This window comes from Hydrogenophaga sp. SL48 (genome assembly GCF_021729865.1).
Classification (GTDB): Bacteria; Pseudomonadota; Gammaproteobacteria; order Burkholderiales; family Burkholderiaceae_C; genus Hydrogenophaga.
Genome location: NZ_CP063400.1, coordinates 5,261,347 through 5,280,060, shown reverse-complemented (window position 1 = coordinate 5,280,060; position 18,714 = coordinate 5,261,347). Strand labels below are relative to the sequence as shown.

Annotated in this window: 19 protein-coding genes; 10 read left to right on the top strand and 9 right to left on the bottom strand. The window is 69.2% G+C overall.

The window, feature by feature from the left end; all coding sequences use genetic code 11:
* Positions 1-67 precede the first annotated feature (67 nt).
* A complete protein-coding gene (locus tag IM738_RS25165) occupies positions 68-1,201 on the top strand; it encodes an ABC transporter substrate-binding protein (RefSeq protein WP_236963718.1) in 1,134 nt (377 codons plus the stop codon).
* Between the two features lie 18 nt (positions 1,202-1,219).
* Here the strand turns inward: IM738_RS25165 and IM738_RS25160 are convergent, their stop codons facing one another.
* The 7 genes from IM738_RS25160 to IM738_RS25130 all read right to left on the bottom strand — a co-directional run bounded on the left by IM738_RS25160 (position 1,220) and on the right by IM738_RS25130 (position 7,555).
* On the bottom strand, positions 1,220-2,689 hold the full coding sequence (locus IM738_RS25160) for a DUF1501 domain-containing protein (RefSeq protein WP_236963717.1): 1,470 nt from the start codon (positions 2,687-2,689) through the stop codon (positions 1,220-1,222).
* A gap of 7 nt (positions 2,690-2,696) precedes the next feature.
* A complete protein-coding gene (locus IM738_RS25155; protein ID WP_236963716.1) occupies positions 2,697-4,598 on the bottom strand; it encodes a DUF1800 domain-containing protein in 1,902 nt (633 codons plus the stop codon).
* Between the two features lie 151 nt (positions 4,599-4,749).
* Complete coding sequence (locus IM738_RS25150) at positions 4,750-5,187, bottom strand: universal stress protein (protein WP_236963715.1); 438 nt, start codon at positions 5,185-5,187, stop codon at positions 4,750-4,752.
* A 134-nt stretch (positions 5,188-5,321) separates the two neighbouring features.
* Positions 5,322-5,993, bottom strand: a complete 672-nt coding sequence (locus IM738_RS25145) for a 2-hydroxychromene-2-carboxylate isomerase (protein WP_236966414.1) — start codon at positions 5,991-5,993, stop codon at positions 5,322-5,324.
* A 70-nt stretch (positions 5,994-6,063) separates the two neighbouring features.
* A complete protein-coding gene (locus IM738_RS25140; RefSeq protein ID WP_236963714.1) occupies positions 6,064-6,330 on the bottom strand; it encodes a DUF1289 domain-containing protein in 267 nt (88 codons plus the stop codon).
* Positions 6,331-6,335: 5 nt separating this feature from the next.
* Entirely contained in the window at positions 6,336-6,857 is a 522-nt protein-coding gene (locus IM738_RS25135) for a YbaK/EbsC family protein (RefSeq protein ID WP_236963713.1), read from the bottom strand.
* A 32-nt stretch (positions 6,858-6,889) separates the two neighbouring features.
* On the bottom strand, positions 6,890-7,555 hold the full coding sequence (locus IM738_RS25130; protein WP_236963712.1) for a LysE family transporter: 666 nt from the start codon (positions 7,553-7,555) through the stop codon (positions 6,890-6,892).
* Positions 7,556-7,749: 194 nt separating this feature from the next.
* Between IM738_RS25130 and IM738_RS25125 the strand changes: the two genes are divergently transcribed.
* Positions 7,750-8,664, top strand: a complete 915-nt coding sequence (locus tag IM738_RS25125) for an alpha/beta hydrolase (RefSeq protein ID WP_236963711.1) — start codon at positions 7,750-7,752, stop codon at positions 8,662-8,664.
* Between the two features lie 3 nt (positions 8,665-8,667).
* Here IM738_RS25125 and IM738_RS25120 read toward each other — a convergent pair whose 3' ends face one another.
* On the bottom strand, positions 8,668-9,561 hold the full coding sequence (locus IM738_RS25120) for a LysR family transcriptional regulator (RefSeq protein WP_236963710.1): 894 nt from the start codon (positions 9,559-9,561) through the stop codon (positions 8,668-8,670).
* A 143-nt stretch (positions 9,562-9,704) separates the two neighbouring features.
* Between IM738_RS25120 and IM738_RS25115 the strand changes: the two genes are divergently transcribed.
* From IM738_RS25115 to IM738_RS25080, 8 genes are all read left to right on the top strand, one after another.
* Positions 9,705-10,679: a Bug family tripartite tricarboxylate transporter substrate binding protein gene (locus tag IM738_RS25115; RefSeq protein WP_236963709.1), complete on the top strand. Its 975-nt coding sequence runs from the start codon at positions 9,705-9,707 to the stop codon at positions 10,677-10,679.
* A 93-nt stretch (positions 10,680-10,772) separates the two neighbouring features.
* Positions 10,773-11,546: an SDR family NAD(P)-dependent oxidoreductase gene (locus IM738_RS25110; protein WP_236963708.1), complete on the top strand. Its 774-nt coding sequence runs from the start codon at positions 10,773-10,775 to the stop codon at positions 11,544-11,546.
* Positions 11,547-11,678: 132 nt separating this feature from the next.
* Positions 11,679-13,352 (top strand): (2,3-dihydroxybenzoyl)adenylate synthase, encoded by a 1,674-nt coding sequence (locus IM738_RS25105; protein ID WP_236963707.1) that lies wholly within the window; start codon positions 11,679-11,681, stop codon positions 13,350-13,352.
* A 23-nt stretch (positions 13,353-13,375) separates the two neighbouring features.
* Positions 13,376-14,218 (top strand): amidohydrolase family protein, encoded by an 843-nt coding sequence (locus IM738_RS25100; protein ID WP_236963706.1) that lies wholly within the window; start codon positions 13,376-13,378, stop codon positions 14,216-14,218.
* A gap of 120 nt (positions 14,219-14,338) precedes the next feature.
* On the top strand, positions 14,339-15,553 hold the full coding sequence (pcaF, locus tag IM738_RS25095; protein ID WP_272907729.1) for a 3-oxoadipyl-CoA thiolase: 1,215 nt from the start codon (positions 14,339-14,341) through the stop codon (positions 15,551-15,553).
* Positions 15,550-16,356, top strand: coding sequence for a crotonase/enoyl-CoA hydratase family protein (locus IM738_RS25090; protein ID WP_236963704.1), 807 nt, complete (start codon positions 15,550-15,552; stop codon positions 16,354-16,356). The genes pcaF and IM738_RS25090 overlap by 4 nt, the downstream gene beginning before the upstream one ends.
* Positions 16,353-17,138: an enoyl-CoA hydratase-related protein gene (locus IM738_RS25085; protein ID WP_236963703.1), complete on the top strand. Its 786-nt coding sequence runs from the start codon at positions 16,353-16,355 to the stop codon at positions 17,136-17,138. Before IM738_RS25090 ends, IM738_RS25085 begins: the two co-directional genes overlap by 4 nt.
* 180 nt (positions 17,139-17,318) lie before the next feature.
* Complete coding sequence (locus IM738_RS25080) at positions 17,319-17,612, top strand: BON domain-containing protein (RefSeq protein ID WP_236963702.1); 294 nt, start codon at positions 17,319-17,321, stop codon at positions 17,610-17,612.
* Between the two features lie 163 nt (positions 17,613-17,775).
* Here the strand turns inward: IM738_RS25080 and IM738_RS25075 are convergent, their stop codons facing one another.
* Positions 17,776-18,687, bottom strand: coding sequence for a hydroxymethylglutaryl-CoA lyase (locus IM738_RS25075; protein ID WP_236966413.1), 912 nt, complete (start codon positions 18,685-18,687; stop codon positions 17,776-17,778).
* Positions 18,688-18,714: the final 27 nt, after the last annotated feature.

Genomic DNA, 18,714 nt, shown 5'->3' with positions numbered 1-18,714 from the left:
ACGTCATTTCCACAATCCCCAAGCGGCACCGGCCCCATAGACTGTGTGCACAGAAGGAGACAACGAGATGAAAAACACCCCCCGCCCAGGCCATCTGCGCCTGACCCTCGCCGCAGCGGCCTTGTTCTCGGCCCTGGCCACCCCCACCTGGGCACAGCTGCGCATCGGCCAGACCGCCGGTTTCAGCGGCGCCGTGGCCGCCGGGGTCAAGGAGACGACCGATGGCGCGAAGCTCTATTTCGACGCGATCAACGCCAAAGGCGGCATCAACGGACAGAAGATCGAGCTTGAGTCCCTGGACGACAAGTTCGACCCGAAACTCGCGGCCGACAACGCCCGCACCCTGATCACCGACCGGCAGGTGCTCAGCCTTTTCCTCACCCGTGGCACCCCGCACACCCAGGCCATCATTCCCCTGCTCGATGAATTCAAGGTGCCACTGGTGGCGCCGTCGACCGGCGCCATGGCGTTGCACAAACCCACGCACCCCTGGCTGTTCAACGTGCGCGCGCCCTACCAGCGCGAATCGGAGCGCGCGGTGCAGCACCTGAGCCTGATCGGCATTCACCGCATCGGTGTGGTGCACGTGGACGACAGCTTCGGCGCCGACCTGCTCGAGGGCGCCCAGAAGGGTTTTGCCTCCGTCAGCAAGACACCGCTGTTCATCGAGAAGTTCGACCGGGCCAAGCCCGACTACAGCCGCCTCGCACCACTGGTGGCCAGTTCGGGGGCCCAGGCCGTGCTGTTCATCGGGTCGGGCGTGGCCGTCGCGGACGGCATCGCGGCGATCCGCAAAGCCGGTTCGCGGGCGCAGATCATCACCAACTCCAACAACGCCTCGGGCGGCTTCGTGAAGTCGCTGGGCGCCAACGCGACCGGCACCATCGTCACCCAGGTGTTTCCCAACGAGCGTTCGCTGGCCGCGGCCATCGTGAAGGAGGCAGGCGACCTCGCGAAGGCCAAGGGCCTGGAAGGCCTGAGTCCGGCGATGCTGGAGGGTTATGCGGCCGCCAAGGTGCTGGTGGCCGGGCTGCAGCGCGCGGGCGCCAACCCGACGCGGGCCAAGCTGCGCGACGCACTGGAAGGCCTGAAGAAGCTGGACCTCGGCGGGCTGGAGCTGGGCTACGGCCCGAGCGACCACACCGGCCTGGAGTTCGTCGACCTGTCCATCATCGACGACTCGGGCCGCTTCCGGCGGTGAACGCACCGCCGCCCGCGATCAGGCGGCCAGGAAGCCGAGGTCGCGGGCCGAACCGAAGTTGGTGAGGTTGGGCAGGATGGTGTTGAGCTGGCTGTCGTTGGCGCCGAACCATTTGAGCAAGGTGGCGGCGTACTGGTCGACGCCGGTCGTGGGAATCCAGCGGCCTTGCCGCTCCCAGCTGGCCTCGCCCACATCGTCCGGCCCACCCAGCACCAAGGTCGGGTAGGTGCCGTAGACCGCGCCCCCGTTGACCGCCCCACCCATGACCAGGTGGTGGTTGCCCCAGGCGTGGTCGGTGCCGGAACTGCTGTTGGGCGCGAAGGTCCGGCCGAAGTCGCTCTGGGTGAACAGGGTCACGTTGTGGCCCATGTTGATGGCATTCATGGCGTTGTAGAAGCAGGCCATGGCATCCGCCAGGGACTGCATCAGCCGGGCGTGCTCGCCCACCAGGCTGGTGGCGGCGATCTGCTCATTGTGGGTGTCGAAGCCGCCCTGCTGCGCAAAGAAAATCTGTTTGTCGCCCTGCACTGTCGCGCGGCCCTGGATGAGTTTGGCCACCTGGTACAGCTGGCGGCCCAGGGGCGTGGTGATGTTGCCGCTGGCGTCGGTGAGCGGCGCAAACGCGGTGTCGATCGCGGTGGGCGCTGTCGGCGCGGGCCTGACTTTCACGATCGTGCCGAGCCGGGTCGACATCTCGAAAGCCGTGCGCTGCTGTTGCGCGTAGCTGCCCAGCAGCACGTTGGCGCTGCCCAGGTTGGCCGAGGCATACATCGCCTCCAGTGCCGCTTTGCGCGCCACGGTGGTGGCCCCCGTGCTCGTCAGGTTGTCGACACCGAAGGTGCCACCCGGGCCAGGCAGCACCAGCGGTGTGCCCCAAGCCGACAGGCCGTAGTGGCCGTTGCCGCCCACGGAGATCACCGGGTTCATCGAGGGGTTCGCGGTGATCATGGCGTCCACCGCGCGCCCGCCCCAGCCCGTGCGCACCAGCGAGGTCGCGCTCGACGACTCCCACTGGATCTGCTGGTCGGAGTGGGAAAACAGGTTGTCGGGGATGAGCTGGTGCGTGTCGGGCAGGCTGCGGAACTCTGCCTTGGTCAAGGGGCCGAACAGCGGGCCCACGTTCATCACCGGCACGATCTTCTGAGCGTTGCACACCGAGGCCAGCGCCGTCATGGACGGGTGCAGGCCGAAGCCGGTGCCGGTGATCGGAATCAGGCTGCTTTGCGGCAGCGCCAGGGTCTGCCGGACGGCGGCGTACTGGCCATGGCGCGTGGCGTCGGTCGGCACCACCATGTTCATGCCGTCGTTGCCGCCGTAGAGGAACACGCACACCAGCGCCCGGTAGCCGTCGGCCTGGGCATTGACCGGGTTCTGGAGCAGGGCCGAGAGGCTGCCCGCACCGAAGGCTCCCGCGAGGGAGGCCCCGCCCAGCTTCAGCCAGCGACGGCGGTTCATCAGCAGCGCTTCCATGGAATGGGGGTGTGTCATGTGGATCTCAACGGGTCATCTGGTACTGCGGGGAGGCCAACACCAGGAAGGCGGCCTGCTTGACGCGGGTGGTCAGGTAAGCGCTACCGCTGTTGCTCTGCGTGATGCTGCTCACGGCGGTGAGCACCGCGTTCCGAGACGCATCGGGCAACCGCTCGCCCAGCACCAGCAACGACAGGCGGTCCACCAGCCGCTCCGGGTTGGTCGCATCGGTCGTGAACGCGCTCAGGTTCACCTTGGTACCCACCGCGTTCGGCACACTGGACGAGGGATTGGAGCCGTCCCACATGATCAGGTAGTTCAGGAAGTTGAGGCGGTTGAGCGCGGTGTTGGCGTTGTGGATGCCGAAGGCCGGCCCCACCAGCGGCGTGCCGGCCACCGGGTAGTCCGGCGGGTAGAAGTTGAAGACCGAGGGCGAGCGGAAGGCGTGTTGCCGCAACTCCTCGCCCCACCACCAGCCCAGCGCGTCGCCGTCGGTGCGACCGTTGAGGGCGCGCACGGCGCCGGTGAACAGCTGGATGGGCTCGCGCAGGCGCCCGCCGTTGCTGGTCGCCGCCGACCGGGCCTCGCCGTCGAGGAGCACGGCGGCCACGGTGGCCGCGAGGTCGCCCTTGACCCCCCTCCCGAAGCGATCAAAACGACCGGTGTTGAAGGCCGTGACCACACGCTGCACGTAGGCCGGGCTCGGGTTGCTGGTGACCAGCTGCTGGATCAGGTGGCGGCTGACGAAGGGCCCGATGTTGGGGTGGTTCATCAGGCTGGTGAGCACCGCGTCGAGCGCGGTGGCGGCGCTGTGCCCCGAGGCCAGCGAAACACCCGACAGCAGCGCGCGCGGCTGGGTGTCGTGAAAGGCCGCCACCGTGACCATGTCGCCGTCGTAGAACTGGCAGTTCGCTCCCCGTGGCCAGCAGCCCCAGGGCGTCGCGCCGCCGGCGGGGTAGGTCCAGCCGGTGAGCGCGAAGGCGTAGGCGCGCACCTGCTCGTTGTTGTAGGTCGGGATGCAGGCGCCGCTCTTGAGCGTGCCGTCGGTGTTGAGCTCGCAGGTGCCCAGCGAAAACAGCTGCAGCAGCTCGCGCGCGAAGTTCTCGTTGGGCGCCAGCTTGTCGTTGTTGACGTGGTCCAGGTAATCGCCCATCACCGGCGAGAGGATCACCTTGCGCAACAGGTCGCGGTAGTTGCCGAACGCGTGGTCCAGCAGCATGTTGTTGTAGTTGCGCAGTCCGTAGGTACCCGACACCTCGAAGTTGGACACCACCATCAGCTGCTGCAGGGCCAGGCCGACGCGCTGGCGCAGCTGGTCGGGGCTGTTGACGGCGTTGCGGTAGAAGTCCCAGACCAGCGGGGTGCTCGATGACCAGTCGCGCCAGCAGTTGTCTCCCCTGCCCTGGCAGAACTCCACGGTGCTGCTGGTGTGTTTGTGAACCGCGTTGGTGCCACCGCTGGTGTAGCGCGACAGCGGCATCGGCACGACCTCGGTGCCGGTGAGCGACCGTTTGAAGGTCCGCCGAAGGCTCATCTGGTCGGCGATCCAGTGCGTGGCGCCCTCTTCCCCGATCTCTCGGACCAGGGCCTCGGTCGGGCCGAACGTGGCCTGATGGGCCAGCCTGACAGCGTCCCCCTGGGAGGTGAGCGCCTTGGGCCCGCCCGAAATCCCGATCTTCGACAGGGTGTCGTCGATCGGGCCCATCACCCCGGCCCAGGACGACGGCGATCCTTCCGACAAGGAGCCCTGCGCGCCACCGCCGTCGTCGGCAGCCGCCGACGCCTTGGCGGCGGTGTCAGTGCCAGCGCCTCTCTCGGCCTCTCCACCTCCGCATGAGGCCAGCACGGCCAGCAGGCTGACGCAGGCCATCCACCGCAACAAACCGGTCGGACAGAAGGACGAATCGGGTGGAAGGTGCGTTCGCATGAGAGGCGACTCTACGTAGCCTCATCCGACCCCGTTCCTTGAAACGTTACACATCCCGCATCTGTTACGAATCGCTACACTCTGGCCAGGAACTTGTCACCCAAAAGACTGTGTTCCTGCCGCCGCGTGTGGCGAAGCCGCTGCACCGTCGTCACCCCTTGACGATCATCACCGGCACACTGGCGTGGGTCAGCACCTTCTGAGCCACGCTCCCCAGGATCAATGCTTTCATGCCCTGGCGACCGTGCGAAGCCATCACGATCAGGTCGCAACCCTCGGCCTGGGCGGTTTCGATCACACCTTCGTAGACCACATTGCGCTCGATGGTGTCGCCAGCAAAGGGCACGCCTTCGGCGGCGCAGACCTTGCCCAGCGCGTCGAGCGCCTGCCCCGCCAGGTTGCGGGACTCGGTCAGGTAAGACTGAAGCCCGGCCGCCGATGCTTCGCCCATGCCGATGTAGGGGAAGGGGTCGATCACATAGACGCCGATCACCTCAGCGCCCTGGCTTTTGGCCAGCTGGGCGGCGGTGGTGGCCGCGCTTTGCGCGAGCGCGGAACCGTCGGTGGGAACGAGGATTTTCTTGAACATGGCGGATCTCCTTGTGAGTGAGGGGCATGGCGGTGCGGTCCCATCGCGCGACGTGGCACGCGGCGTCAACCTGCGAGCAGTCTAGTCAAGCACCGGGGTCCGCGCCATGCGCCGGATCAAGAAAACCGCGGGGATCAACCTCGGCGCACCCCGGCCGGCAGCTGGTCCGCCGCCTCCCAGGCGCCGGACTGGAACCAGGGGTCGCCGTCCAGGCAGGCACGCAGCATGGGCAGGGCGTCCTGCCCCCAGAACACGCGCCCGTTCACCACGATCGACGGCACGCCGAACAGTCCGGCGGCGAGCGCGGCCTCGGTGTTGTCGCGCAGCCGCTGTTTCACGGTGTCGCTGTCGGGCGCGTGCCAGGGCTTTTGCCGCTCGGCCATGTGGTCCTGCAGCCGGGCCTGCAGCGCGGCCAGGCGCGCGGGGTCGGTGGCGTCCAGCCCGCCGTGCCACACGTGCTGGAACAGCAGCCCGGTCACGTAGCGGTTGGTGTCACCGGGCGCGTCGTCGGTGGCGGTGCACAACCCCAGCCGCAACAGCGAGAGCGGGTTGAACGGGTGGGCCGCCGGCATGTCGAGCCTTACGCCCTGTTGGTGAGCGAGCCAGGCCATCTGCCGGTAGGTCCATTCGCGCTTGCCCGGGATCTCGGCCGGGCCGAGCTGCCCGTGTGCCTTCAGCAGTGCGGCGAACAGCACAGGCCGGTAGCGCACGTGCACGCTCAGGCCCATGAGCGCCTGCGGCAACCTCTCGAACGCCAGGTGCGCGTAGGGCGAAATCGGGTCGTAGAAAAAGGTCAGCTCGTGCAGGGTGACGGACGGGGGCGCGGGGTCGAAGTCGGTCGCGGTCATGGTGAGGGCCTTTCGATCCGATGCCGGTTCACACCTGGGGCTGCTGCCGCGCCTCGATGCGCTCCCACACGACGAGCCGCTCCGGATCGTCCAGCCCGCTCCAGGCCGCGATCTCGTCCACCGTGCGGTAGCAGCCGCTGCAGAGGTCGGTGGCGGGGTTCATCTGGCACACCGAGATGCAGGGCGACGGCACCTCGGGGTCCACGTGGCGCGCGCGCGCGTCCTCGAGGTTGATCAGGGGCAGCACCCGGGGCACGGGCGCCGGGGTTCGGGCAAACAGCTTCTTGAGGAACATGGGGGTCAGGGCATGGCGGGCACGGTCACGTCGTGCACGGGCGCGCCGGTGAGGTGTTGCAGGTCGTGGGGCGTGAGGCGGAACACCCCGTGCGGATGGCCCGCCGCCGCCCAGATCACGTCGAAGCGGAACAGCTGGTCGTCGATCAGCGTCACGGGCGGCGTGGCGTGCGCCAGCGGCGAGACACCGCCGATGGAGAAGCCGGTCTTGTCTTTCACGAAATCAGCGTCGGCCCGACCCAGCTTGCCCCCCTCGGCGCAGACGATGGCCTGCACCTTCTTCTCGTCCACGCGCAGGTCGCCCGAGGTGATGACGAGCACGGCCACGTCGTCCGTCTTGCGGCGGAAGATGATGCTCTTGGCGATCTGGCCCAGCGCCACGCCCAGGGCATCGGCCGCCTGCTGCGCGGTGCGCGCGGCGTCACTCAGCATCACGGGCGCGTGCGGGTGGCCGAGCGCGGCCAGGGCGTCGGTGACGCGCTGCACGCCGGCGGATCGTTCGGGGGGGTTCAAGACGGGTTCGTTCATGCGCACGAATGGTATCGGTCGGCCGCAGGCATTCAGGCCACGGCTCTTTTGACCATGAACAGGCTCGCGCCCATGGCCATGAGCACGCCGCCGAACACGCGGTTCTGCGCGCGGCGCGCCTTGGCGGTCGCCAGCCAGCGCTGCGCGCGCGAGGCGAGGAACGCGTAACCGTGCATCACCAGCACGTCGGTGAACACCGTGGTCACCAGCAGGATCAGCAGCTGCAGCCCCAGGCTGCGCGCGGGGTCGATGAACTGCGGCAGCACCGCGACCATGAAGACGATGCCTTTGGGGTTGGTCACGTTGGTGAAAAAGCCGAGCAACACGCGCTCGCGGACGCTGGGGCCGGCGCTGTCGCGGGCCGCTGGCGCGGCTGCCTGGGTCAACCCGGACGGCGCAGCGGGCGCCGGGTCCACCGGCGACACCCACTGCCGCCAGCCCAGCCAGATCAGGTAGGCCGCGCCCACCACCTTGACCACCGTGAAGGCGGTGGCCGAGGCCATCAGCAGCGCCCCCACGCCCACCCCGGCCACCAGCAGGATCACCATCAGCCCCAGCTGCAGGCCCACGATGGTGGCCCCCGTGCGGCGCACGCCATAGGCCAGGCCGTGCGTCATCGACAGCACCGCGCCCGAGCCGGGCGACAGCGCGATCACCCAGGCCGCCGCGAAATAGGCCAACCAGACGTTCAGTTCCACAACCCACTCCAAGTTTTGATCAGCCCGAGATGATGCCCGTTTCTGCAAGGCCCCGGCGCGCTGCGGGGCGCCCGGAAGCGGCTGGGCCCGACGCAGGGAGATGCCGGAAACAGATCGCCCGGTGCCGTTCGCCATCTTCCCCGCACCCCCGTCCCGCGCCACCATCGCGCGAACCACAGACCCCACCCCACCGCATGACCACCCCGCCGCCCCACGACCCCATGCCCCCGGCCCTGATCGCCGCGCTCGCCGCCCTGGGCCCGGCCGCCACCCCGCCGGGCGTGCAGGCCCTGTACGCCCCCTGGCTCGCCGAACAGCCACGCGACGGCCTGCGCTGCCGGCCAGATCTGCCCTACGGCGGGCACCCGCGCCACCGCTTCGACGTCTACCTGCCGGCTGGGCCGGCACCCGAAGGGGCGCCCCTGCTGGTGTTTTTTCACGGCGGCGGTTTCCTGCGCGGCGACAAACAGGACCGGGCCAACATCGGCTGGTGGGGCGCCAGGCAGGGCCTGGTCACGGTGCTCGCCAACTACCGGCTCGCGCCCGAAGCCCGCTGGCCGAGCGGGCCCGAGGACGTGGCGGCCGTCTGGTTGGCCCTGCAGGCGCTGGCGCCGACCTGGGGCGCCGATCCCGGGCGTGTGGTCCTGGTGGGTGAATCGGCGGGTGCGGCGCACGTGGCCGCGGCCACTTTGATGCGCCGTTTCCAGCCGCCGGGCTGGCGCATCGCCGGCGCCGCCCTGCTCTCCGGCCCTTACCACGCACGGCTCGAAGGGCTCGCACGCGAGGCGCTGCACATCCCCTCGCCCGACCCGCGCAACGAGGCCTATTTCGGCCCCGACACCGCCACCTGGGACGAGGCCAGCGTCGTGGAGCAGATCGACGCAGCGCCCTTCCCGCTGCTGGTCGCCGCCGCCGAACGCGACCTGTTGCAGATGCAGGTGCAGGCCGGCGAGCTGTTCGCGCGGCTGGTGGGGCAACACGGCTTCCAGCCCGCGCTGCACTGGTGGCGGCACCACAACCACTTCTCGCCCGGCGCCTCCATCGGCACCGCCGACACCACGGTGAGCGGACCGCTGGGCGACTTCATCCGGCGCGCCGTGGCGCGCTGAGGCTCAGCCGCGCGGCAGGCCGCGCAGCAGCACGTCGCAGAAGAACTCCGAAGGCGGCGACAACGGCAAATCCGGCCGGCGCACCAACACAATGGCCGGCGCGGGCAGGCGCTCGCGCACGGGAATCACGTCCAGCAGGTCGCGCGTCATGGCAAAGCTCATCCACTGTTTGGGCAGCATGGCGAGCAGGTCGGTCTGCACCAGCGCCACCTCGACCGACAGCGCCGAGTGCGCGCTCAACATCACGCGCGGCGCGGCCTGCCCGTGGGAAGCAAACAGCCGCGCCAGGTCTTCTTCGGCGTTGTGGTCGATGGTGGTGGTCGCCCACTCGGCGCCCGCCAGCGCCTTGAGGCTGCGCACCCGCGCCAGCGGATGCCCCTTGCGGCAGACGACCACGCGAGTGTTGTCGCACAGGTGCTGCAGCGCCAGCCCCGGCGCGGGTTTCAGCCAGGGCGCGGCGCCCAGGTAGAAGTCCACGCTGCCGTCGCGCAGCGCGCCTTCCACCGCCGGCATCAGGCTCTCGGTGAGGTTGAGCTTCACCTTGGGGTAGGTGCGGCGGAACACCGGCAGCGCGTCGGGCAGCATGCCCAGGTGCGGCATGATGGACAGCGCCACCGAGACCGTGCCCTCGTAGTTGGGCCCGGGCTGCTGCACCTCCTCGCGCGCGCGCCGCGCCTCGCTGGTGATCACGCAGGCCCGCCGGTGAAAGCGCACCCCTTCGGCGGTCAGCACCATGCCCGTGGTCTGGCGCGCAAACAGGCTCACCCCCAGCTCCCTCTCCAGCGCCCGCACGCTGCGCGTCAGCGCGGGCTGCGGCACGTCCAGCCGCTTGGCCGCCGAGCGCAGGCTGCCGTGTTCGACGATGGCCATCAGGTGCTGCAACTGGTCGAGTTTCATGGGCGGGTGTGTGCGACAGGGGGGATGCGATTTGTGAATCGCTTTGTGGATCGCGCCATCTTATTTGAAACGGCGTGCGTGCCTACAGTCCGCTCCAGCCCCGATGCCGGGGACTCACCACACCAACGATCCGGAGACACGACATGACCCTGATTTCCAAGCGCGGCGTTCTGCAGGCCGCCCTCTCCCTGCTTGCGCTGGCCAGCACCCAGGCCATGGCCCAGGCCTGGCCCAGCAAGCCGGTGCGTTTGATCGTGCCGGCCGGTGCCGGCGCCGCGCCCGACGTGATCGCCCGCATCGTGGGCGAGAAGCTGGCCGCCGCCTGGGGCCAGGGCGTGATCGTGGACAACAAGCCCGGCGCGGGCGGCATCCCCGGCATGTCGGCGCTGGCTCGCTCGGCCCCGGACGGCTACACCATCGGCTTCGTGCCCGCAGCCATGGGCACCATCACGCCGCTGGTGTTCAAGAACCCCCAGTTCAACCCCGACACCGACCTCACCTCGGCCGCCACGGTGGGCATCAGCCCGCTGATGCTCGCGGTACCGTCGAGCAGCGGCATCCAGTCGGTGGCCGATCTGGCGAAGCACGCCAAGGCCCACCCCGGCAAGGTGAACTTCGCGGCACCGCAGCTCAATTCGCTCCCCCACCTGGCCGGTGAAATGGTCAGCAAGGCGGGCGCGATGGGCCTGTTCACCGTCCCCTTCCGCGCGCCGCCCGAGGCCGTGACGGCGGTGTTGTCGGGCGACGCGACGCTCACCGTGGACGGCGTGCCCGGCCTGCTGCAGCACGTGAAGTCGGGCCGGCTGCGCGCCATCGGGGTGACATCGGCCAAGCGCCTGCCGGGCATCGACGTGCCGGCCGTGGCCGAGACCTACCCGGGCTACGAGGCCATCGGCTGGTTCCAGATCATCGTGCCCGCCGGCACGCCGGCCGCCATCGTCGAGCGCATCAACGCCGACGTGAACCGCATCACCGCCTCGCCCGAGGTGACCGCCCGCCTGGGCGACATGGGCGTGTACCCGCGCCAGGACAGCGTGGCCGGCGCGCACGAGTTTTTCGTGCAGCAGCAGGGCGCGATGAAGCGCCTGGTGAACGAGCTCGGCGTGCAAGCGCAGTAAACCGCCCTTCCCTTTTCTCGGCCCGAAGGTACCGGACAAGCCGGTGCCCGGGACGAACTCGGCCCATCCCTTTTGAGACAGGAGCACCTTCCCATGACCACCCGCAAAAAGGCCCTCGTCACCGGCGGCGGCACCGGCATCGGCCGCAGCGCCGTGCTGGCCCTCGCGGCCGCCGGTTTTGACGTCGCCATCAACTACGCATCGAGCGCCAAGGCCGCGCAGGCCGTGGCAGAAGAAGCCCAGGCCCTGGGCGCCCAAACCCTGCTGCTGCAGTGCGACGTGAGCGACGACGCGGCGGTGCGCCAGATGCTGGCGAAGGTGGGCGAGGCCTTCGGTCACCTCGACGCGCTGATCAACAACGCCGGCACCACCGCGACCTGGAAGGTCAAGGACCTGGAGAGCCTGGACATGGACGCCTGGGACCGCACCTTCGCGGTCAACGTGCGCGGCAACTTCCAGGTGAGCCGTGCGGCCGTGGCGCTGCTGAGGAAAAGCAAGGAACAGGGCGGTGAGCCGTCCATCGTCAACACCGCGAGCATCGTGGGCCTGCGCCCCGGCCCGCAGCCGCCACCGTACGCCGCCAGCAAGGCCGCCGTGGTGAGCCTGACCAAGATGATGGCCTGGAACCTGGGGCCGGACATCCGCGTGAACGCCGTCGCCCCCGGCTGGATGGAGGGCGACTGGATGGAACGCATGTTGGGCGACAAGTACGACGCGCTCATGGGTGCCCGCGCCAAGGCCACGCCGCTCAAGCGCTGCGTGACCGCCGACGACGTGGCCGAGGTGATGCTGAACCTCATCACCGGCATGCGCTTCGTCACGGGTGAGGTCGTCGTCATCGACGGCGGTTTCACCAGTTCAACCTGACCCACCCCCGCCGCGCTGCGCGCGACCCCCTCAAGGGGGCGGCACTGGCCGTCTGGCAAAGCCAGCCCGGCGGTGCCCTGGGCGTTACCGCCGGCCAGACCTCTTGCGTTCTTTGTTTTTCAGGAGACTTCCATGCTTGAAGGATTCGTTCCCTTTCCTCCCGACTACGCCGCGCGCTACCGCGCCAAGGGCTACTGGCAGGACCGGTCGCTGGCGCAGGAATTCGACGCGGTGTTCAGACAGCACGCGGACCGCGTGGCGCTGATCGACGGCGACGTGATCTACACCTACGCCGAGCTCGACCGCGTCAGCTCCAACCTCGCGCTCAACCTGCTCGAACTCGGCCTGCAGCCACTCGACCGCGTGGTGCCCACGCTGCCCAACGTGCACGAGTTCGTGGTGCTGTATTTCGCGCTGCAGAAGATCGGCTGCATCCCCATCGCGGCCCTGGTCACCCACCGCTACGCCGAGATCAGCCAGTTCGTTCAGCTGTCCGGCGCCACGACGGCGGTCTACCCCGACACGTCGGGCGACTTCGCCTTTGCGCCAGTGATCACCCGCGTGCAGGCCGAGAACCCGTCGCTGAGGTTCCGCATCGTGCTGGGTGAGGCCGGCGCGGGCGAGGTGTCGTTGCGCGAGCTGATCAAGAAGCCCGCCACGCTGCCGGCCTCGCGCCTGGCCGACATAAAAATCGACCCGACCGACCCCTGCATCTTCCAGCTCTCGGGCGGCACCACCGGCATCCCCAAGCTGATCCCGCGCACCAACAACGACTACGCCTACAACTCCAAGGTGGCCGCCGAGGTGACCGAGATCACGGCCGATTCCACGCTGCTGCTGGTACTGCCCATCGCGCACAACCTGCCGCTGGCCTGCCCCGGCATCCAGGGCTTCATGTTCAAGGGCGCCAAGGTGGTGTTGCACGGCAACACGCGGCCGGCCGAGATGTGCGCGCTGATCGAAAAGCACAAGGTCACGCACCTGAAGGTCGTGCCCGCGCTGCTGATCCGCCTGATCAACGACCCGGCGGTCGAGGACCATCGGCTCGACAGCCTGAAAGTGATCCAGAGCGGCGGCCAGCGCATGCAGCCCGAGGTGCGCGCCAAGACGCGTGCGCTGATCCCCGGCGTGTTCGTGCAGGAGAACTTCGGCATGTCCGAAGGCACGCTGATGTTCGTGCGCGCCAGCGACCCCGAAGAGGTCAAGCTGGAAACCTGCGGTCGCCCGGTGTGCGAGGACGACGAGGTGCTTCTGCTCGACGACGAAGGCAACCCCGTGCCCGACGGCGAGGTGGGCGAGTTCACCGTGCGCGGGCCGTACACGCTGCGCGGCTACTACGGCGTGCCCGAGTACAACGCGCGCCAGTTCACGCCCGAGGGCTTCTACCGCTCCGGCGACCTGATGCGCAAGCACCCGAGCGGCAACTACATCGTCGAGGGCCGCAAGAAGGACCTGATCAACCGCGGCGGCGAAAAGATCAGCGCCGAAGAGGTGGAGAACCTGATCCTCATGCACCCCGCGGTGCAGAACGTGGCCTGCGTGCCCATGCCCGACCCGGCCATGGGCGAAAAGATGTGCGCCTTCGTGATCCTCAAGCCGGGCAAGGCCCTGCACCTCAAGGAACTGGTGGGCTTCCTGCTGACCAAGGAGATCGCCAAGTTCAAGCTGCCCGAGCGGCTGGAGGTCTTGCCCGACTTCCCGGTCTCCACCTTCGGCAAGGTGTCCAAGAAAGCGCTGGGCGAACTGGTCGCCCAGAAGCTGCAGGCCGAACAAACTGCCGCAGCTTCCGCCGCCACCGCCCACTGACCCCACACCACAAGAGACACACCATGCGCATCATCGACCTGCACTGCTACCCGGGCACCCCCACCTGGATCGAATCACAAGGGCCCTACCCGGCCGAACTCGCCCGCTACTGGAAACGCGACTGGGTGGGCAAGAGCGAAAAGGACGTGATCGCCGAGTTCACCGGCGCGGGCGTCGAGGCCTGCCTCGTGGCGCTCGACCTGGAGACCACCGTGGCCGCCCCGCCCTGCACCAACGAGTACGTGCACGGCATGTGGAAACGCCACCCGCAGCGCGTGATCCAGTGCTGGGGCGCGGTGGAACCGGCCAAGGGCGAGATCGCGATGATCCAGGCCCGCAAGGCCATCAAGGAACTGGGCTTCATCGGCTTTCACTTCCACCCCATCATGCAGCACTTCGCCGTGAGCGACCGCCGCCACTACCCGCTGTTCGAAGAGATCAACGCCATGGGCGCGGCGGTGATGGTGGACGTGGGCACCACCGGCATGGGTGCCGGCATGCCGGGCGGCAACGGCGCGCTGGTGCGCCACGCCCACCCCGAGCACATCGACCAGCTCGCGGCCGATTTCCCGAACCTCAAGATCATCATGGCCCACCCCGGTTGGCCCTGGGTCGACGAGACCACGGCCGTGGCTCTGCACAAAGGCAACGTGTACTGGGAGATGTCGGGCTGGGCGCCCAAGCACTTCCCGGGCAACCTCAAGGTGGACATCCGCGGCCGCCTGCAGGACAAGATCATGTTCGGCAGTGACTACCCCAGCCTGCCCTATGAGCGCATCCTGCGTGAGTGGGACGAGCTGGGCTACAAGCCCGAGGTGATGGAAAAAATCATGCACGGGAACGCCGAGCACTTGCTCGGCTTGTAACCCCCCCCGCGTCGGCTTCGCCGCCACCCCCCCAGGGGGGCGACGCTGGCGGCCCGGCGAAGCCGGTTCCGCGGCGTCCTGGTTTGAACTTCCCTTCGTTTCTTCCGAATCTTCTTTGTGATGAACGCATTTCTTTGTGACGGCGTGCGAACGCCGATCGGCCGCTACGGCGGCGCGCTCTCCGGCATCCGCACCGACGACCTCGGTGCATTGCCGATGCAGGCCCTGATGGTCCGCCACCCCGGGCTGGACTGGGACCAGCTCGACGAGGTGGTCTACGGCAACGTGAACCAGGCGGGCGAGGACAACCGCAACGTGGCGCGCATGAGCGCGCTGCTCGCGGGCCTGCCGGTGACGGCGGCGGCGATCACGGTCAACCGGCTGTGTGGCTCGGGGCTGGAGGCCGTGGCGCAGGCCGCGCGCGGCCTGGCCTGCGGGCACCTGCAGCTCGCCATCGCGGGCGGCGTGGAGAGCATGAGCCGCGCGCCGCTGGTGATGCCCAAACCCACGGCGGCGTTTTCGCGCCACGCCGAGATCCACGACTCCACCATTGGCTGGCGCTTCGTGAACCCGCGCATGGTGCAGCTGCACGGCGTGGACGCCATGGGCGAGACGGCCGAGAACGTGGCGGAAGAACACGGCATCTCGCGCGCCGACCAGGACGCGTTTGCGCTGCGCAGCCAGCAGCGCGCGGCAGCTGCCCAACGCTCGGGCGTGCTGGCGCAGGAGATCGTTCCGGTGCAGGTGCCCGGCCGCAAGGGCGCGGTGACACCGGTCAGCGAAGACGAACACCCGCGCGCCGACACCACGGCCGAGAGCCTGGCGAGCCTCAAACCCGCCTTCCGCCAAAACGGCAGCGTCACCGCCGGCAACGCGTCGGGCGTGAACGACGGCGCCGCCGCCTTGCTCATGGCCAGCGAAGCGGCCGTGCAGCGCCACGGCCTGCAGCCCGTCGCCCGCGTGATCGGTTACGCCAGCGCCGGCATCGCGCCGCGCGTGATGGGTTTCGGCCCGGTACCCGCCGTGCACAAGCTGCTGGCGCAGACCGGTCTGCGCATCGGCGACTTCGACGTGATCGAACTCAACGAAGCCTTCGCTGCGCAGGGCCTGGCAGTGACCCGCGCGCTCGGCCTGCCCGACGACGCGCCGCACGTGAATCCGAACGGCGGCGCCATCGCCTTCGGTCACCCGCTGGGCATGAGCGGCGCGCGCCTGGTGCTCACCGCCGCGCGGCAGCTGCAGCGCAGCGGCGGGCGCTACGCGCTCATCACCATGTGTGTGGGCGTGGGTCAGGGCGTGGCCATGGCGATTGAAAACGTGGAAACCAAAGCATGAACGAACCCATCCGCCTCGAACAGCGCGGCCACGTCGCGCTGCTCACCCTCAACCGGCCCGACACACGCAACGCCCTGAGCGGCGAGGCCATGTTCGCGGCCTTCGAGCAGACCTTTGCCGCGCTGAACGCGGACCTGAACGTGCGCGTGGCCATCCTCACCGGCGCGGGCAGCGCCTTCTGCTCGGGCGGCAACGTGGCCGAGATGCGCGACCGCAGCGGCATGTTCGCTGGCTCGCCCGAAGAGATCGCGCAGCGCTACCGCGAAGGCATCCAGCGCATCCCGCGCGCGTTCGAGGCGCTGCAGGTGCCCATCATCGCGGCGGTCAACGGCCCGGCGATCGGCGCGGGCAACGACCTGGCCTGCATGTGCGACCTGCGCATCGCCTCCACCACCGCGCGCTTCGCCGAGAGCTTCGTGAAGGTCGGCATCATCCCTGGCGACGGCGGCTGCTGGCTGCTGCCGCGCGTGATCGGCCACGCGCGCGCGGCCGAGATGGCGCTCACCGGCGACGCCATCGACGCCGAAGAGGCCCTGCGCTTCGGCCTGGTGTCGCGCGTGGTCGCGCCCGAGGCCTTGCTCGACGAGGCTTTCCGCCTGGCCGGGCGCATCGCAGCCAACCCGCCGCAGGTGCTGCGCTGGACGCGCCAGCTGCTGCAGCAGGCGCGCACCGGCACGCTGGACGAAGCACTCCACGCCGCCGGCCGCCTGCAGGGCCTGGCGCACCACACGGCCGACCACGCCGAGGCCGTGGCCGCGTTCTTCGAGAAGCGCGCGCCCCGGTTCACGGGAGACGCGGCATGAGCGACACCCCGCCAGACATCCTGCTGGAAGAGCGCCCGGCCGAGGGCGTGGCGCTGCTGCGCCTGAACCGGCCCGAGGTCTTCAACGCGCTCAACCTGGCGTTGCGCCGCGCGCTGGCCGAGGCCTTCCGCCGGCTCGACCTCGACGCCTCGGTGCGCGTGATCGTGCTGGCCGGTGGCCCCCGCGCCTTCTGCGCCGGCGCCGACCTGAACGAGTACGTGGACGCCACACCGGTGGACCTGCTGCAGCGCCGCCACGACCTGCTCTGGGGCGCCATCGCCGCCTGCAGCAAACCGGTGATCGCGGCGGTCAACGGCCACGCGCTGGGCGGCGGTTGCGAGCTCGCGCTGCACGCCGACCTGATCGTGGCCGGGCACGGCGCGCGCTTCGGTCAGCCCGAGGTGAAGGTCGGCATCATGCCCGGCGGCGGCGCCACGCAGCGGCTCACGCGCGCCGTGGGCAAACACGCCGCGCTGCAGATGCTCTTGCTGGGCGACCCCATCAACCCCGAGACCGCGCAGCGCTGGGGCCTGGTGAGCGAGGTGCTGGACGACACGGCGGTCGAGCCGCGCGCGCTGGCCCTGGCCGCGCAACTGGTGGCGCTGCCGGCGGTGGCGCTGCGGCTGGTGAAAGAGTCGGTGCTGATGGCGATGGAAACGCCGCTGTCTGCCGGCCTGGCCTTCGAGCGCGCGGCGTTCCAGACCACCTTCGCCACGGCCGACAAACACGAGGGCATGCGCGCCCGGCTGGACCAACGCGCGGCGAAGTTCGAGGGGCGGTAGGCCGGGCCGGGCACAGACGCCGTGACACCATCACCGCACAGCTTTGCCGCTCATCAGGTATTCACCCTGGGTGCCTTCCGGACAGTGAACGAACCCGGCCACCGGCATTCCAACCGTTCCCCGGAACCGCCGCCCACCGCCCAACGGTGGCGCGCCCACTTCATGAAAAGGAACCGCACCATGAAAGCCCCTCTCGCCGCCCTCGCCATCGCCCTGGGTCTTGCCGGATCGATCCAGGCCCACGCCGCCGACGCCACGACCACCGCCGCCAGCGCCCAGCAGGCCCTGGTGAGCGCCATGGGAGACAAGGCCAAGGACATCACCGTCGAGGTGTCGCAAGGCACGGCCCGCCTGCAAGGCTGGGCCCAGCAGCCTGGCGATGTCGATCAGGCGCGTTATGTCGTGAGCCAGTTGCCCGGCGTCACGCAGGCCACCAGCAGCCAGGTGCGCACCTGGCTGGCCACGGACCGCTGACTCAGAGCCGAATCAGTTATCCAGGGCACCGGAGCGCAACCCCGCCGCATGAAACGGGGCCACCCAGGGCACCGCCGGGCCGCCCTTCGAAAAGCTCAGGACGGACGGTCAGTGCCGCCCCCTTTTGAGGGGGTCGCGCGAAGCGCGGCGGGGGTGTTTCACTTCACGCGCTGGCCCGCTTGGCCAGCAGCGCGCGCGCCACGCGCGAGCCGCTGGGGCGGCCCAGGAACTCGCTGATGTACTGGCCCGCGTCGACCAGCGCGTCGAGATCGATGCCGGTTTCGATGCCCATGCCGTGCAGCAGGTACACCACGTCTTCGGTCGCCACATTGCCCGTGGCGCCCTTGGCGTAGGGGCAGCCGCCCAGCCCGGCCACGGAGGACTGGAAGTTCCAGACCCCCAGCTCCAGCGAGGCCATCGTGTTGACCAGCGCCTGGCCGTAGGTGTCGTGGAAGTGGCCGCTGATGTGGTCCACCTCGAAGTGCTTCAGCGTCGCCTCCAGGGCGGCCTGCACCTTGCGCGGCGTGCCCACGCCGATGGTGTCGGCCACGTCCACCCGTTCAACCCCGATGCCTTTCATCAGGCCCGCGAGGTAGCTCACGCGCTCGGGCGATATCTCGCCTTCGTAGGGGCAGCCCACGGTGCAGCTCATCGCTCCGCGCACGGCGATGCCGGCCGCCTTCGCCGCCGCGACCACGGGCGCGAAGCGTTCGATGCTCTCGGCGATGGAGCAGTTGATGTTCTTCTGGCTGAAGGCCTCGCTGGCCGCGCCGAACACCACGATCTCGTGAGGCTGGTCGATCAGGGCCGCCTCGAAGCCCTTGAGGTTGGGCGTGAGCACCGAATAGCGCACGCCCGCCTGGCGCCGCATGCCGCTCATGACTTCGTGGTTGTCGGCCATCTGCGGCACCCACTTCGGGCTCACGTAGCTGGTGACCTCGATCTCTTTCAGGCCGGCGGCCTGCAGGCGGTGCACGAGTTCGATCTTGACCGCGGCGGGCACGGGCTGCTTTTCGTTCTGCAGGCCGTCGCGCGGGCCGACGTCGATGAGCTGGACACGGGTGGGCATGGACATGGACATGGGGAAACCTCTTTCAGGACA

Excerpts from the sequence above, each read along its gene's own strand:
- IM738_RS25155 (WP_236963716.1), bottom strand. The coding sequence starts at position 4,598 with ATGCGAACGCACCTTCCACCCGATTCGTCCTTCTGTCCGACCGGTTTG.
- IM738_RS25105 (WP_236963707.1), top strand. The coding sequence starts at position 11,679 with ATGCTTGAAGGATTCGTTCCCTTTCCTCCCGACTACGCCGCGCGCTAC.
- IM738_RS25125 (WP_236963711.1), top strand. The coding sequence starts at position 7,750 with ATGACCACCCCGCCGCCCCACGACCCCATGCCCCCGGCCCTGATCGCC.
- IM738_RS25075 (WP_236966413.1), bottom strand. The coding sequence starts at position 18,687 with ATGTCCATGCCCACCCGTGTCCAGCTCATCGACGTCGGCCCGCGCGAC.
- IM738_RS25140 (WP_236963714.1), bottom strand. The coding sequence starts at position 6,330 with ATGTTCCTCAAGAAGCTGTTTGCCCGAACCCCGGCGCCCGTGCCCCGG.
- IM738_RS25110 (WP_236963708.1), top strand. The coding sequence starts at position 10,773 with ATGACCACCCGCAAAAAGGCCCTCGTCACCGGCGGCGGCACCGGCATC.
- IM738_RS25135 (WP_236963713.1), bottom strand. The coding sequence starts at position 6,857 with ATGAACGAACCCGTCTTGAACCCCCCCGAACGATCCGCCGGCGTGCAG.
- IM738_RS25160 (WP_236963717.1), bottom strand. The coding sequence starts at position 2,689 with ATGACACACCCCCATTCCATGGAAGCGCTGCTGATGAACCGCCGTCGC.
- IM738_RS25165 (WP_236963718.1), top strand. The coding sequence starts at position 68 with ATGAAAAACACCCCCCGCCCAGGCCATCTGCGCCTGACCCTCGCCGCA.
- IM738_RS25080 (WP_236963702.1), top strand. The coding sequence starts at position 17,319 with ATGAAAGCCCCTCTCGCCGCCCTCGCCATCGCCCTGGGTCTTGCCGGA.
- IM738_RS25085 (WP_236963703.1), top strand. The coding sequence starts at position 16,353 with ATGAGCGACACCCCGCCAGACATCCTGCTGGAAGAGCGCCCGGCCGAG.
- IM738_RS25100 (WP_236963706.1), top strand. The coding sequence starts at position 13,376 with ATGCGCATCATCGACCTGCACTGCTACCCGGGCACCCCCACCTGGATC.
- IM738_RS25115 (WP_236963709.1), top strand. The coding sequence starts at position 9,705 with ATGACCCTGATTTCCAAGCGCGGCGTTCTGCAGGCCGCCCTCTCCCTG.
- IM738_RS25090 (WP_236963704.1), top strand. The coding sequence starts at position 15,550 with ATGAACGAACCCATCCGCCTCGAACAGCGCGGCCACGTCGCGCTGCTC.
- pcaF (WP_272907729.1), top strand. The coding sequence starts at position 14,339 with ATGAACGCATTTCTTTGTGACGGCGTGCGAACGCCGATCGGCCGCTAC.
- IM738_RS25150 (WP_236963715.1), bottom strand. The coding sequence starts at position 5,187 with ATGTTCAAGAAAATCCTCGTTCCCACCGACGGTTCCGCGCTCGCGCAA.
- IM738_RS25120 (WP_236963710.1), bottom strand. The coding sequence starts at position 9,561 with ATGAAACTCGACCAGTTGCAGCACCTGATGGCCATCGTCGAACACGGC.